Source organism: Peptidiphaga gingivicola (assembly GCF_001652275.1).
In the GTDB taxonomy this organism is placed as follows: Bacteria; Actinomycetota; Actinomycetes; order Actinomycetales; family Actinomycetaceae; genus Peptidiphaga; species Peptidiphaga gingivicola.
This window is the reverse complement of record NZ_LVZK01000001.1, coordinates 1,353,216-1,367,135: the sequence shown is the minus strand read 5'-3', so window position 1 is coordinate 1,367,135 and position 13,920 is coordinate 1,353,216. Positions and strand designations below refer to the sequence as shown.

Sequence of the window (13,920 nt, the reverse complement as noted above, 5' to 3'; positions counted from 1 at the left end):
GATTCCTACTTAGCAGCCTCCGTCAGCGCCGGAAGAACCTCGTAGAGATCGCCGACGATTCCGTAATCGGCTCCCGCGAACATAGGCGCCTTCGAATCGCTGTTGACGGCCACGACGACCTTCGAATCGCTCATGCCCACCGTGTGCTGGATCTGGCCGGAGATGCCGACGGCGATGTAGAGCTCGGGCGAGACGATCTGGCCGGAGACGCCGATGTAGCGGTCGACGGCCATCCAATCCGCGCCTTCGGCGAGGGGACGGGAGCACGCGAGCTCGGCGCCGATTGCGGCTGCGAGTTCCTCGGCCAGCTTGAGGTCTTCCTTCGCTTTGAAGCCGCGTCCCGCTGAGACGACGCGCTTGGCCGCCCCCAGATTGACCGCGACGACTTCCGTCTTCTCTTGGCCGGTGACCTTGGCGTCGTAGACCGAGCCTTCCGTCGTCTCTGCGGCCACAGGCTCGCCCTCGGCCTCCGCGCCGCCGTCGAGAACCGCGACGACGGGCGAGTCAAAGGTGACGTTTTCAAAAGAAAGGCCGCCGTAACGCGAAAGCTCGGCTGCGCCGGCCTTGACCGACTTGAGGCCGGGAAGGAACGCGGCGTTCAGCTTGGCCGCGACGGCGCCGGCGAGGACCCGCTCGGCGGGCTTGTTGGCGGCGAGGACGACGTCGCCGGCCTCGGCCGCGACGGCCGCCGCGACCGCGGGCGCAGCGGCCTCGGCGGGAACGCCTTCGGGCAGCGCCACGTCGATGACCTTGTCGACTCCGGCGACGGGCGTGCCGCCGACGGTCACTGCCGTGACTGAGCCGCCGACCGCCCGCCCGTGCTCGACGAGAGCGGCAATCTGCGGGTCGACCGCGATGATCCAGGTGTTTGCCATTGTTGTCTTTGTCCTTTCAACTCTCAGAGCACGCCGTCGGCACGCAGGGCGGCAACGAGCTGGGCGGGAGCGTCCGCGCCCTCGAAAATCTTGTTCTTGCGAGCCTTGCGCTCGGGCTTCGAACGGCCGACGACGGCGACTTCGACGTCGACGGAAGGAACCTCGACCTTCTCCACGGGCTTCTTGCCGGCGGCGAGGATGTCCTTCATGGACGGAACCTTGGGGGCGACGGCGTCCGAGGAAGCTGAGACGACGACGGGGCCGGAAACGGCGATCGTGCGGCTCCCACCGGGAACGTTCTGCGTAATCTCATACCCGTCGGCGGTCTTGGCGACTGCCGAGACGCCCTGGAAGGCCGGCCATCCGAGGAACCCGGCAACGAGGGCCGGCACGATCTTCGCGCCCTCGTCGATCGAAGAATCGCCGGCGAGCAGAATGTCCGCTCCTTCGACGGATTTGACGAGCTCCGCCAACGCCGAAGCGACCTTCGTGGCGTTCCATCCCGCGGTCGCGTCGTCGGCGACGACGACTCCCCTGTCGAATCCCTTCGACATGGCGTTCTTCTTGGCCATCGATCCGGCCACGTCGCTCTTGCCGACGGTGACGCCGACGAGCTCGACGCCCTCGGCGTCCGCGAGGTTGCGACCCAGCTGGATTGCCACGGGATCGTACTCGGAAACGGCGGACTTGGCCCGCGACCAATCGACGACGCCGTCGGCGCCGACCGACGCATCCTGTGGATTGGCCGCGTACTTGTAAGCGACAACTACGGTCATTGAAGCCTCTCTCTTGTTTTGTTGAGGGCCTGGCTGCACCACTGCCCTGTGGAAAGCGATTGCGTTTCGATGAAACGCGTCTTCGGCTCCATCAGTTTCCCACATTGCGCGCTGCGACGCCCCGCGGACAACCCCGGAAGCCGATTTCGGACTTTCTGCGTCCGAAAAAAGGTCTTTTCCAACTTTCATACCTCTGCGGACACAGTAATTGTTCGATTGAAGTCAATGTTACCCTGCTGCTCCTTCTGCAATGAGGACCAAAGACTTGCACACCCACGCGTCTGTGAGCCGTCTCTCCAAATTCCCAGGTCCATTGCGTATAATCGACGTTGTCAACGCAGCCGCGGGTCTTTGCCCAAACGAACGACGAGGAGATTTCGTGGTCGATATTCATGCAGTCCAACGCGGCCCCGTAGGGCGGCCTCGCAACGTCGAAGCCGACGGCAAGATACTCAAAGCCGCCCTGGCTCTGTACGGCGACGCCGGATGGCACGGCTTCAACATGACGAAGGTGGCCAAGGCCGCCGGCGTCGGCAAGTCGTCGATGTACACGAGGTGGGCCAACGTCGAGGAACTGTTCCTCGAGGCTTTCCGGACCGTAGTGGCCGCGCCCGGGCCGGTCGGCGACAGTGCGCGAGAAGTGTTGTCCAACGAGGCCGAATATCGAATGCGGCTGTACCTCGGCGAACATGCGCAGGCGGTCAGACGCCTGTTCGTCGAGATGGCCTGCGAAGTCAATCCCGTGGTCCGCGCCGCTTACCTCCATACGTATCAAGACCCGATCGCCGCAATCCGCACGCGCCTGTGGGAGTTCAAATCGGCCGGCCTTCTTCCGGAGGGGACGTCCGTCACACGTCTTCTCGACGCCATCGAAGGCTCAGTGCTCATGCGCGCCTTTTCGCTCATGCCGGAGAACATCGATTGTTTCCTCGGCGAAATTCCCGAATACGTGGAAAACCTAGTCAACGACCAGCTCGACGCTTTGCCTCTGCAGGCCCTGCGCTCGGTGTCCTGACGCACGTCTCCTAACACACGGGCGCGCAAGAGAAAATCACAGGCAGACGGCGCCGATTCGTCGCTCTGATCGCGTGGACGGGCGGAAGGCCGCTTTGACGGAAGGAGCCGCCCCGGCTGGTTTTGCGCAGCAGAGGGTTTCTTTTATGCGCGCAGCAGAGGGTTTCGCGCCTTTTCGACGCCCAGTCGCGTCGAGGGACCGTGTCCGGGAAGGAGGATCGTAGAGTCGGGATACGTTCCGAGCCTGGAGCAGGTTCGGCGCATCGCCTCGGCGTCGCCTCGAATGAAGTCCGTGCGCCCGATCCCGTTGGCAAAGAGGGTGTCGCCGGTGAACATGAGATTGAGTTCGGCGCAGTAGAGGCAAATGGACCCCGGAGTGTGGCCGGGCGTCGATATGACCCGGAAGCGGTAGGGGCCAAGGGCGATCTCGTCGCCGTCGTCTAACAGCCGATCGACTTTTTCGACCCGATAGTCGCGCCCCTCTTCGTCGAAGCCCGAAAGATGGGGGTCGGCCACGGCGTGCCCGTCCTCGCGCCCGACGGCGAAGGAGGCGCCATATGCCCCGGCCACCTCGTTGACGGCGCCGATGTGGTCGCAGTGGCAGTGGGAGGCGACGATCTGCACGTCGCCCGTCGAGCCGACGTCGTCCGCAGAATCGATGAGGCCGAGCACTTCGGCGGGTTCGTCTCCTGGGTCGACGACGATCGTCGCCGTCCCTTCGCGCAGAACGTAGCAGTTGGCGTGATAGCTTCCGACGACGACGGAATCGACCTTCATAGCAGCTTCCCTTTCTCGAACCGCGCCCTTTCCAGAACCGTGCTCTCGTTTTAAAACGATGCTGTCAGAGACCCGGCAAACCGCGGATTCAGCCGAATCGGCATGCGTTCTAAGCAAATGCCGTTCGTTCTAAGCGGGCGTTCCGCGTTCCAGCCTGACGCCCTGCATTCTAGCCGAACGCCCTGCACTCAAGCGCAACGCCCAGATCCTTCCATCGAGCAGGGCCGGCCGAAAAGCGTGCGGTAACAGCTTATCGTTGCTATCTCAACGTTCTTCAACCTGGGGCCGGCCGAAAGGCGTGCGGGAGCCTCAATTCCCGCACGCCTTTCGGCTTTGCCTGCGCCCGAGCTTTACTTGTACTCGATGATTCCCCAGTTCAGATGGGGCTTGGTGTCGGTCTCATCGACGTCGGCGTCGACGAGGGCGAAGCGGAGTTCGCCGTCGGCGACCTTCCACAAGCGCGTCGTGAGCGTCGATCCGGGATGGACCGGCGAGGTGATGCGCGTCTTGAAACGCGTGATGCGCTCGGGCTCGCCTGGCACGAAGGCGTCGATGGCGTGGCGCATGACGACCCCCGCGTAGCTGATGGCGTGGAGAATCGGGCGCGGTTCCCCGTTTGCCGCGGCATACTCCCAGTCGATGTGCTGGGGGTGGTAGTCGCCGGAGAGGCGGTAGATGAGCGCCTGGTTCTCGGGGATTGTCTCGGTTGTCTCAACGTCGGCGGGCCGATCGGGCATGTCGACGATGTCCTTCGGCGGTTTGGGGCCGCCCCAGCCGCCGTCGTAGATGAGGCAGTCCCAAGATTCGTTGGTGAACAGCAGATTTCCCTCGGAATCGTAGGTGTCGCCAATGTGTTGGGCGAGCAGACCCCTTCCCTCGCCGCGATCGTAGAGGCCTTCAAGCTTGACCTTCGTCTCCAGGCGGTCGGACATCTTCACGATGGGCCGATGGAAGCGAATGTCGAAGCCCCAGTGCAGCGAGCCCGCGTAGTTGTACCCGTAGTCGATGGTCCGGGTCACCTCGGAATCGACGATGAGCATCGCGCCGAACATCGGAAGAACCTTGAGCTTCGGATCGCGCTCGTCGTGCTCGTTGAGGTACTCCAGGCCGTTCTTGCCGTCTATTCCCGCGCCGCAGCCGAGCGCGAACAACTCGAGGTCGCGGAAGGCGTAGTCGCGGACGAACGGACCGAATGTCTGGCCGACCATGTCAGTGTTGATAGCCATGGGATTGCCTTTCTATATTGTTGACTTCTGTGTTTTGAGTTGGTTTTTCAGGACTTTTCCGTACTCTCCGCGCGGCAGCCCGTCGCGGAACTCGATGACGGAGGGGATTTTGAAGAACGACAGACGCAACGAGAGGAAGTCCTGCACGTCCTCGGCGGTCAGCCGACGCCCCGGCTTGGGGACGACGACCGCTTTGACCGCCTCGTCCCTGATGGAATCGGAGATGCCCAGCACCGCGACGTCGGCGACGTCGGGATGCTCGAGAATGGCGACCTCCACCTCGCAGGCCGAAATGTTCTCGCCCGCACGCTTGACGATGTCGCCCATGCGGTCGACGAAGTAGAGCCAGCCCTCGGCGTCGGCGTACCCGCAGTCTCCCGTGCGAAACCAGCCGTCTGCCGTGAACGCCGCCCGTGTGGCCTCCTCGTCCCGCCAGTATCCGGCCATGAGGGAGACGCCGGCCTGCCCGCGCACCTGTATCTCCCCGCACTCGCCGGGCGGCAGCGCGGAACCGTTTTCCCCCGCGATCCTGACGTCGTAGCCCGGACCGGCCAAGCCGATGGACGGCCACTTGGACCGCCCGTCGGGAAGGTCGGTGACGACGCCGACGAGGGTTTCGGACGAGCCGTAGTTGTTGAGCAGCCGCACCCCGTAGCGTTCCTCGAATGCCTCCTTGGTCCCTTTGGGAAGGGGAAGGAAATAGTGGACGGCCCTCACGCTGTGGTCGCGTTCGCCCGAAGCGACGGGCTGGGCCATGAGCGTTTTGACGATCATGGCCATCGCCTGAATCACGGTCGCCCTGTGCCTGCGCACCTGCGACCACATCCTGCTCGCCGAGTATCGGCGCACGAGAACGAGGGCGGCCCCGGTGTAAACGGCGGGCATGAAGGCCGAGAGCTGGAGGTTGACGTGCGTGACGGACATCGTCGTCAGATACCTGTCGGCTTCGCTGAGCGAAAGCTCCCAAGCGACGTACTTCCCCGAGAACACCGCGTTGGCATGCGTGAACATCACTCCCTTCGGGCGCGACGTCGTGCCCGAAGTGTACATGATCTCCAACAGGTCGCCCGGCCTGACCTCGGGCCTCGGAGGGGGCGCCCCCGCCCGATCGGCTTTCATCGCCTCGTAGCTTCCGTCGTCGAGGCAGACGACGGCGACGCCCTCCAGGCGCCAGGAGTCCTCCGGAAACTCGCTGACGAGCACGCGGATGCCGCACTCCTCGACGACGAGGGCGCATTCGGCCGCCGTGCTTGCAGGGCCGATCGGCACGACGACGGCGCCGATCGCCGCCAACGCAAGGAAGCACTCGACGAACTCGGGCCGATTGCACATGTGCAGGCCGACCCGGTCGCCCGCCTCGACGCCGAGAGAGGCGAACATTGAGGCGGCAGCCTTCATTTCACGGTCCATGCGAGCGTATGTGTATCGCTCGACCTTGGACGTGTCCGGGTCCTCGTGGACGAGGAACTCCCGGTCGGCCCAAAGCGCCGCCCTCTCCTCCCAGAGGTCGCGCACACTGGGGTATTCTCGCGTATTCATCTCACCCTCGCGGGCGGGTGCCGAAGCGCCCGCCCAGCCTCGCCTCAGTCTCCAAACCTGACGGCGCCCGATTCCTCGAACCGCGCCAGGTCCTCCGGCGTGAACCCCGCCCGGGTCAGCACGTCGCGGGTGTCATAGCCGAGAGGCGGCATCGGACGCCAAAAGCCTCCGGGGTTGTTGGCGAACTTCGGGAACGTGTTGAGCCCCTTGACAGGCGCGCCCTCGGCGTTCTCCCACTCGATGAAGCACTCGCGCCGGGCCACATGGTCCTCGGCCACGATGTCCTCGAACTCGTTGACCGCTTGGGCGGCGATTCGATGCTCCACGAAGTCCTTTTGAACGTCGGCCTTGAGCTGGCCAGCAAGGTACTCTTCGAGCTTGCGCTGGATGAGATCCGCTTTGGGCCCGTCCAGCCACAGCGCGGACGTGTCCTCCGGGTACTCGGGAGTCCCCCACAGATCGCCCAGACCGATGGTCTCCAAAAGATACTTGTTCTGGGCGACGCCATAGACGCACAGACCGATGTACCCGTCTTTGCAGGCATACTCGCCGATCGCGCACAGGTTCTGATGGCGCGCGCCCGGACGGGGGTAGGTTATGCCGGCGTTGAGGTAATCCATCATGTAGTACGTGCCGACGCGCAGGAGCGTCTCATACATCGCCAGATCGATGCTCTCCCCCTTGCCCGTTGCCTTGGCCTTGTGCAGGGCGGCCAGCGCCGAGGAGACGATCATGAGCGAGTTGAAATAGTCGCCCGAATAAGGGGCGATGTTCATCGGCTGCTCGGGCGTGCCGTTTTGCGCGATGATTCCCGCGTATGCGGCGACCGTGAGATCGTAGGCGGCGGCGTTGACCACGGCCGGATCGCCCCACTGGCCGAACCCCGAAACGTGGACGATGACGAGGGAGGGATTGGCCTCCCACAGCATCTCGTCGGTGATCCCCTTGCGGGCGAACGCCGGGCCCTTGGAGGATTCGATGAAGATATCGGCCTCCTTGACCAAACGGCAAAGGATCTCCTTGCCTTCGTCGGTAAAGGGATTCATGGAGATCGAGCGCTGGTTGCGCCTCTCCATCTCCTTCGTCCACGTGGTGTCCCGCATCGAGTCGCCCGTCCACATGTTTTCGATCCACGTGACGTCGGCGCCCCACTCGGACATAATCTCTGCCGCGGTGGGAGCGGCGATCTCGACCGCCGAATAGAGGACTCTGACGTCGTCCAGCGGGCCGAACGACGGCTTTGTCGTTTCCATGTCTAACCTCTCTGTTTGTTGTGCTCGGCCTGTTTGCTTTGACTGGGCCTGTCTTTCTGTCCCGGGTCCGCTCAGCGGTAGTTCTTCAGCGCAGCGCGGCCGGCTGTGAGGATCATCATCTCGTCGGTTCCCCCGGAGATCCTGTCCACGCGCAAATCCCTGAAGAAGCGCTGGACTCGATGATCGCCGGTGATTCCAACGCCGGCGAGGATCTGGAGGGCGTCGTCGACCACCTCGAAAGCCGCGTGCGAACAGTAGTACTTGGCCATTGAGCAGTCGCCGCGGCCGAGCTTGCCGACGTCGTGCTTCCACGCGATCTCGAAAAGCATGTTGCGCATATTCGTCAGGCGCACCTGCATGTCGGCGAACTTCAACTGGATGAGCTGGCGGCGCGCGATCGCCTGGCCGCCCTGGACGCGCTGATTGGCGTACTTGGCGGCGTCTTCGAAGGCGCAGTAGGCCTGGCCGTAGTTCGTCAGGGCCACGAGGAAGCGCTCGAGGTCGAAATCCGCGACGCCGCGCATGAAGCCGTTGCCTTCCGAGCCGAAGAGGTCCGACTCTTCGAGTTCGACGTCGTCGAAGTAGACCTCGGCGCACGAATCCATTCGGAGCCCGAGCTTGTGCAGGGGTTCCTTTGCAATGCCCGGCTTGCTCATGTCGACGAGCCATTCGGTGTAGACGTCCATGTCGTCGGCGTTGCGGGCCATTACCACCAGGTAGGGAACGCGCATCCCGGACGTCTGGAACGTCTTGTGCCCGTTGAGGTAGACCTTGCCGTCGCGCCGCGTGTACGTCGTGCGCATGTCGTTCCAGGACGATCCCGCGCTCGGCTCGGTCATCGCGTAGTTGAGGACCTGCTCGCCCGTGCCGAGATAGGAGAAGATTTTCTCCCGCTGCTCGTCGGTGCCCTCGCGTACGACCGTTTCGAGGCCGGGCAGCTGGTAAAGGATGTACGTGGGGCCGCCGAGGCGGCCGAGCACCTCGTACACGGCGGCCAGCGTGACCCAGTCGAGGCCGAGCCCGTCGTACTCCTCGGGAAGGAGGATGCGGTCGAATCCTACGTCGCACAGCGCCTTCACCCATTCGAGGGGATAGGTCGACGTTTCGTCGCACTCATGGAAGTACTTTTCCCATGAGCGTGAATTCATGACGTCGGCGAAGCCGTCGACGATCAGCTGCTGTTCCTCGGTGAATGAGAAATCCATTTCTACTCCTCAGTTGTGGTCTCGATTGTCTGTTGAGTTGACGCCGCGGTCTTCCCGACGCGCGAGCGGAAGAAGTCCGACGCGTGCGCGAGGGCGTCCCTCGCGGCGTCGAGCATTCTGGAATGGTGCAGGAAGCCGTGGATGACGCCGGGAAACTCCTCCGTCTCCACGTCTCCCCCGGCGCTCGCGAGCATAGCCGCGAGCGTGCGCGAATCGTCCCTGAGGGGATCGAGCCCGGCCGCGGCGATGTAGCACGGCGGCATCGTCCCCGTCAGATCGTTCGCCAGGAGGTCGACGTAGGGGTTGCGCTCGTCTGCGGCGTCGGCCAGATAGAGGCCCTTGTACCAGGCGAAATCCTCTTCCGTCAGACCGTCCCATTCGCCTCCGAACAGCCGCATCGACATCGAGTCGCGCAGCCCGAAGGCTCCGTAGAACAGCAGGAGCGCGGCGATGCCTTCGGCCGCCTTTTCCTCGTCGCGCAGGTGCAGGAACGTTCCGAGCGAGAGGGCGGCGCCCCCGGAGTCGCCCGCCAAGGCGAGTTTCCGAGGATCCAACCCCCATTTGTCAGAGTCGGCCTTCAGCGCCAAGACGACGTCGACGCATTCTTCGAGCGCCCGCGGAAAGCGCGCCTCCGGCGAAAGCGTGTAATCGACGGCGACGACGGCCGCCCCCGTCTTCTCGGCGAGGGTCCGGGTTATTCGATCGTGGGTGTCGAGGTCTCCCAGCACCCATCCTCCCCCGTGGATGAAGACGATCCCGGGAAGGACGGCGGCGCCGTCGGGGCGATGCATCCGCACGCGCACCCGCCCGTGCCGGGTGGCGACGTCCTCCTCGATCGTCGAGGCCGGTGCCGGACCGCCGTCGTTCCAGAAAACCCGTTCCTTGCGATACCCCTCGCGCACCTGCTCGAAGGTTTGACCGCTGGAATAGACGCCCGCAGCGAGCTCGTTCTGCTTGGCGACGACGGCGCGCATCTGCTCGCTCCACATCGCGGGAACCTTGAGTTTATTCGGCATGCGAGCTCCAAGCCGATCCCTTGTCCGAGTCCTCCTTCGAATCGAATGCCGACTTCGCCGCGGCTGCCGGCTCGGCGGCTTCCTCGTAAGACGGAACCGGCGTCGGCTCCGACGGCGTCGAACCGACTTGCTCCGCCTTCCGCCTGCGCTTGACGTACCACAGGAGAACGACGGCGAAGGCGGCCCCCGCCACAGCGAAGCCTGTAAGAATCAGGAAGATCTCCGCGTAGGCCCCCTTGCCCTGATCGTCGATCATTTTTCCGAACCACGTCGAAGAGAAGGAGTCCGGAAGGAAGCCGATGACCGAAAGAATGCCGGCCGCCGTGCCGAAGATCGGGATGGGGACCTTCCCCTCGGTCAACTGGGAGGAGACGATTCCGAAGACGCCGTTGGCGATGAATCCAAGCAAAATGGCGAACATCGCGACAAGTATGATCATGACCGGCTCGGCCGGAAGAATCGCGAGCACGAGCATGCCGCCGGCGCACACGAGCGATCCGCCGAAGATGACCTTCGAGGGCGAGCCTACGGCTTTCGCAAGCAAGCCGAAAACGGGTCCGGAGGCGAGGGTGATGCCGTAGGTGCGGAGGATCGAAACGACGTCCGTGAGGATGCGAGGGGCGAGGAGCGCGGTGAGGTACGGGGTCGTGTAGTTGAGGCCCGTGTAGAAGAAGTACACGCAGAACAGGCAGGCGGCCGACATCCAGACGACGGGGTTCCTCAACGCCTCGCGAATTAGGCGCACGTCGAAGGACTTCTTCGTCGGATCGATCTCGCCCTCGAACTTCGGAATGTAGAGGAACGAGAGGATTCCGAGAATGAGAATGAGAGTGCCGAGGAAGAAGAGGAGAGCCTGGATCCCGAGTGTGTTCGATCCACCGAACACACTGACGATCAACTTGATGATCCCCATGCTGGAAAGGCCGACGGCAAGCCCCGCAGCGCCGTAGAGCCCGTAGGAGATTCCGATGTTGCGGGAATAGGTGTCCTCTTCCGAGATGAGCCTGACGAGCTTGAAGCGGATGCCCCACCAAATGAGAATGGTCGTCACGCCCATGCCAGTGAAGACGAGCCTGAGGACGGCAAATGAGGGAAGCATGGCGTAGAGGTAGGTCAGCATCGCCGTGCTTGTGAATCCGACCCACGCCAGCGTGCGCACCCTGACCTTGTCGGCGACGATGCCCGACGGGAAGTAGCAGATCGTCGCGGTGATGGCGTAGTAGCCGAGCAACTCGCCCACCCCCGCGTTGGATGTGCCGATCGCCTCCTTAAGCGGATCGTAAAAGATGTTCTTCAGATAGGCCGGGGTGTAGAGGATCGACGATCCAATGGAAACGAGCACCAAAAGGAAGCGTCGTTGGGAAATGGACAGGTCGCTGGCACGCCGCAGACCCCTGGTGATAGAAGGCATGAATGTCCCTTTCGACATCGAAGGAGAGCTTCCTCGTGAGCGCGCCGGGCACGCCAAAAACCCGCAAAAACAAGCAAGAATCCCAAAATCGGTAAATCACGGAAGAAACGTTGCTTGGGCTCGACTGGAAGGTAATGTGAGGCGATTTGGACGGAGAGCGTCCATAAATTGGCTTTTGTTTTATGGTCTTCCGCCTTTTGGGGCGGTGAACGGCAGAAATGGACTCAATTCTTCTCTGAGTGTCCAGATCGGCCAGCGCGTCACGCCAGACCATAGGGAAAAAGTAACAGTATTCGAACAGATTCTTCTCGTCCAAAGGTCCCATGGATGCATCCGGCCACTCCAAGGGACGAGGGCGCCGCTGCGGCGCTCAACACTCCGCCGGAACGGGGGCGCCGCATCGCAAGCGCCGTTCGGACGCGCAGGGCGAAAGCCGGGAAGGCGGCGTAAAGGCCGCCGAAGATTGCGCCTGCCCCATCGACGGCCTTTACGCAGTTTCTACGTCACGTTCGCGTTCTATGTCACGTTCGCGGCGGGAGGCCTCTCGTGCGCTTCCGACGCCGTCGGGCTTCCTGGGCAAGTCGGCGCCTCAGCCTTTGGCGCCTTTATCCTGGGCCTCGCCCTGCGCGGCCGGATCCCCCTCCGAAAGGCCGTCAACGTCGTTCACGGCGCTGGCGTCGTCGGAGGCTTCCGCCGCCGCACCGGAAGGGTCCTCTCCTCTATCTTCTGCTTCAGCCGCATTCGCCGCCCCCTCGGCCGCGCCGGCAAGGCGTTCGGCGTTGGAGACGATTTCGAACTCAGGCGGGCGGGCGAGAAGCCAAACAACGAACGAAAAGGCGAAGGCGAGCATTCCCACGCCGGTCCACAGGTCGAGGTTCGTCCCGGCTGCCTTGGCCATGTCCTCGTCGTCGGCGAAGAACACCCCGTAGAGGGCCAGCATCGTGCCAAACGTGAAAAACATCGCGGCGACCCAGGCGCGCAGATCCAAAAGAGCCATGCGCCAAAAACGGGGACAGCGTTTCTTGCTCATCGTTTCCCTCCGTCATCCCACGAAAATGTTGAGTAGAACCAGAACTGCCACGACGGCGGCGCCCAGCGGCCACGGATTCTCCCACCAGGCAAGTCCGCGCCCCTCTTCCAGGCGCTCGCGCTCGGCCTTGACCGCAACCTTGTGCAGGTCTGGCGCGGGAATGCTTCTCTTGATCGGCATCTTCGTGCGGCCCCACACGAGCCCGTCCAATTCCTCGACCGGCTTGGGCGAAGTTCTAAGGGTGACGAGGACGGACACGGCGACGTCGAACACGAAGGCCATCCCCGACCCCGTGAAGGAGGCTGCCTGTTGGGAGTTGAACTCCAGGAAGCCGTTTTGGTAGCCGATCTGCACGGCTGCCGCGCCCGCGGCTCCGGCGACGAGGCCCCACAGCCCGGCCGGCCCGCTCATGCGTTTCCAGAACATGCCCAAGACGAAGGTGGCGAAGAGGGGGGCGCTGAAGATCGATTGCAGGAGCTGGATGTAATCCTGGATGTTGTTGAACTCCGCCGCGATGAAGGCGGCGCCGATGGCGATGAAGACGCCGGCCACCGTGAGTTTGCGGCCCACGCGGAGATAGTAGGTGTCTTTGCGGCCCGGGCGGATGTAGGTTTGCCACAGGTCGTAGGTCACAACCGTGTTGAAAGACGAGACGTTTGCCGCCATTCCGGCCATGAAGGCCGCGATGAGCGCCGCGAGTGCGAGTCCCACGAGCCCCGTGGGCATGACCTTCCCGATGAGGGCGGGCAGCGCCTCGTTGTGGGAAAGCTTGCCGTTGGAAAGCTCGGGGATGAGAACCGCGGCGATGAGGCCCGGCATGATGATGATCGCGGGAAGGAGCATCTTCGGGATCGCGGCGATGATCGGCGTGCGCTGGGCGGCCGACATGTCTTTCGCCGAAAGGGCCCGCTGAACCTCGGTGAAGTTGGTGGTCCAGTATCCGAAGGAGTTGACGAAGCCCATTCCGAGCAGCAGCGCTATCCAGTTTCCATAGGGGTTGGTCGTGTTGGCGAGCCCCGTCCCGCCCCACACGGACAGCCCGTTTTCCCCGAGGAGCTCGTGGGTGCGGATCGTCTCGAGAAGGCCGTCGATGCCGCCGACCCTGATGAGCCCGCCCACGGTGAGCGGAATGAGGAAGGCGACGATGACGAAGAACTGCAGCACCTCGTTGTACATCGTGGCGGTCAGCCCGCCCATCGTCGTGTAGAGGAGCACGACGCCGGCCGCGGCGATGATCGAGGCCCACAGGGGCCAGCCGATGAGGACGTTGATGAGGAGCGCGAGGGCGAAGAGGTTGATGCCGGCCACGAGGATCGTCGCTATGGCGAAAACCGCCGACTGGTAGACGTGGGTGGGCCGGTCGAAGCGGAGCCGGAGGTACTCGGGGACGGATCGGACCTTCGAACCGTAGTAGAAGGGCATCATGATCAACCCGAGGAAAACCATCGCCGGAACCGCGCCGATCCAGTAATAGTGAACCGTCGCCAAGCCATACTGCGATCCGTTGGCCGCCATTCCGATAAGCTCTGTTGCTCCGATGTTGGCCGAAAGGAAGGCGAGCGCGCAGATCCACGCGGGCAGCGAGCGCCCTGAGAGGAAGTAGTCCTCACTCGTGAGGACCTTGCGTTTCGTCACAACGCCGATGGCGATGACGAAGAACAGATAGACGACCACGAACGAGTAGTCAAAAGCCGTCGCATCGAGCCGTAGGTCCATTCATCGATCTCCTTCTAGCGTGCCGCCGTGGAACGCATAGAGAAAAGGTTAGCAGCGAAAAGGGCGTCGTCGCCGAAGACCG

At 63.3% G+C, this 13,920-nt stretch carries 12 protein-coding genes; 1 reads left to right on the top strand and 11 read right to left on the bottom strand.

What is annotated here, in order from left to right:
- Positions 1 to 5: 5 nt before the first annotated feature.
- Both A4H34_RS05715 and A4H34_RS05710 read right to left on the bottom strand, forming a co-directional pair.
- Positions 6 to 875, bottom strand: coding sequence for an electron transfer flavoprotein subunit alpha/FixB family protein (locus tag A4H34_RS05715; protein WP_064231350.1), 870 nt, complete (start codon positions 873 to 875; stop codon positions 6 to 8).
- 23 nt (positions 876 to 898) lie between these two features.
- The gene (locus tag A4H34_RS05710; RefSeq protein ID WP_064231710.1) at positions 899 to 1,651 is read right to left on the bottom strand and encodes an electron transfer flavoprotein subunit beta/FixA family protein; all 753 of its coding nucleotides are present in this window, start codon (positions 1,649 to 1,651) and stop codon (positions 899 to 901) included.
- A 379-nt stretch (positions 1,652 to 2,030) separates the two neighbouring features.
- Between A4H34_RS05710 and A4H34_RS05705 the strand changes: the two genes are divergently transcribed.
- On the top strand, positions 2,031 to 2,666 hold the full coding sequence (locus tag A4H34_RS05705; protein WP_231870963.1) for a TetR/AcrR family transcriptional regulator: 636 nt from the start codon (positions 2,031 to 2,033) through the stop codon (positions 2,664 to 2,666).
- A 143-nt stretch (positions 2,667 to 2,809) separates the two neighbouring features.
- Here the strand turns inward: A4H34_RS05705 and A4H34_RS05700 are convergent, their stop codons facing one another.
- The 9 genes from A4H34_RS05700 to A4H34_RS05660 all read right to left on the bottom strand — a co-directional run bounded on the left by A4H34_RS05700 (position 2,810) and on the right by A4H34_RS05660 (position 13,838).
- Complete coding sequence (locus tag A4H34_RS05700; RefSeq protein ID WP_064231348.1) at positions 2,810 to 3,442, bottom strand: MBL fold metallo-hydrolase; 633 nt, start codon at positions 3,440 to 3,442, stop codon at positions 2,810 to 2,812.
- A gap of 350 nt (positions 3,443 to 3,792) precedes the next feature.
- Entirely contained in the window at positions 3,793 to 4,668 is an 876-nt protein-coding gene (locus tag A4H34_RS05695) for a MaoC/PaaZ C-terminal domain-containing protein (protein WP_064231347.1), read from the bottom strand.
- Positions 4,669 to 4,680: 12 nt separating this feature from the next.
- Entirely contained in the window at positions 4,681 to 6,207 is a 1,527-nt protein-coding gene (locus A4H34_RS05690) for an AMP-binding protein (protein ID WP_064231346.1), read from the bottom strand.
- A gap of 44 nt (positions 6,208 to 6,251) precedes the next feature.
- On the bottom strand, positions 6,252 to 7,460 hold the full coding sequence (gene caiB, locus A4H34_RS05685) for an L-carnitine CoA-transferase (protein WP_009199134.1): 1,209 nt from the start codon (positions 7,458 to 7,460) through the stop codon (positions 6,252 to 6,254).
- Positions 7,461 to 7,531: 71 nt separating this feature from the next.
- A complete protein-coding gene (gene caiA, locus A4H34_RS05680) occupies positions 7,532 to 8,665 on the bottom strand; it encodes a crotonobetainyl-CoA dehydrogenase (RefSeq protein ID WP_064231345.1) in 1,134 nt (377 codons plus the stop codon).
- A gap of 2 nt (positions 8,666 to 8,667) precedes the next feature.
- Positions 8,668 to 9,681: an acetyl esterase gene (gene aes / locus A4H34_RS05675; RefSeq protein WP_064231344.1), complete on the bottom strand. Its 1,014-nt coding sequence runs from the start codon at positions 9,679 to 9,681 to the stop codon at positions 8,668 to 8,670.
- Positions 9,671 to 11,092 (bottom strand): MFS transporter, encoded by a 1,422-nt coding sequence (locus tag A4H34_RS05670; protein ID WP_231870962.1) that lies wholly within the window; start codon positions 11,090 to 11,092, stop codon positions 9,671 to 9,673. The genes aes and A4H34_RS05670 overlap by 11 nt, the downstream gene beginning before the upstream one ends.
- Positions 11,093 to 11,681: 589 nt before the next feature.
- Positions 11,682 to 12,122, bottom strand: coding sequence for a hypothetical protein (locus A4H34_RS11250; protein ID WP_197480429.1), 441 nt, complete (start codon positions 12,120 to 12,122; stop codon positions 11,682 to 11,684).
- A 12-nt stretch (positions 12,123 to 12,134) separates the two neighbouring features.
- Entirely contained in the window at positions 12,135 to 13,838 is a 1,704-nt protein-coding gene (locus tag A4H34_RS05660) for a sodium:solute symporter family protein (protein ID WP_064231341.1), read from the bottom strand.
- Positions 13,839 to 13,920 lie beyond the last annotated feature (82 nt).

What these genes read in the sequence shown, in the direction of transcription:
- A4H34_RS05715 (WP_064231350.1), bottom strand. Translation starts at nt 875, where the DNA reads ATGGCAAACACCTGGATCATCGCGGTCGACCCGCAGATTGCCGCTCTC.
- A4H34_RS05710 (WP_064231710.1), bottom strand. Translation starts at nt 1,651, where the DNA reads ATGACCGTAGTTGTCGCTTACAAGTACGCGGCCAATCCACAGGATGCG.
- caiB (WP_009199134.1), bottom strand. Translation starts at nt 7,460, where the DNA reads ATGGAAACGACAAAGCCGTCGTTCGGCCCGCTGGACGACGTCAGAGTC.
- A4H34_RS05695 (WP_064231347.1), bottom strand. Translation starts at nt 4,668, where the DNA reads ATGGCTATCAACACTGACATGGTCGGCCAGACATTCGGTCCGTTCGTC.
- A4H34_RS05700 (WP_064231348.1), bottom strand. Translation starts at nt 3,442, where the DNA reads ATGAAGGTCGATTCCGTCGTCGTCGGAAGCTATCACGCCAACTGCTAC.
- A4H34_RS05670 (WP_231870962.1), bottom strand. Translation starts at nt 11,092, where the DNA reads ATGCCTTCTATCACCAGGGGTCTGCGGCGTGCCAGCGACCTGTCCATT.
- aes (WP_064231344.1), bottom strand. Translation starts at nt 9,681, where the DNA reads ATGCCGAATAAACTCAAGGTTCCCGCGATGTGGAGCGAGCAGATGCGC.
- A4H34_RS05660 (WP_064231341.1), bottom strand. Translation starts at nt 13,838, where the DNA reads ATGGACCTACGGCTCGATGCGACGGCTTTTGACTACTCGTTCGTGGTC.
- caiA (WP_064231345.1), bottom strand. Translation starts at nt 8,665, where the DNA reads ATGGATTTCTCATTCACCGAGGAACAGCAGCTGATCGTCGACGGCTTC.
- A4H34_RS11250 (WP_197480429.1), bottom strand. Translation starts at nt 12,122, where the DNA reads ATGAGCAAGAAACGCTGTCCCCGTTTTTGGCGCATGGCTCTTTTGGAT.
- A4H34_RS05690 (WP_064231346.1), bottom strand. Translation starts at nt 6,207, where the DNA reads ATGAATACGCGAGAATACCCCAGTGTGCGCGACCTCTGGGAGGAGAGG.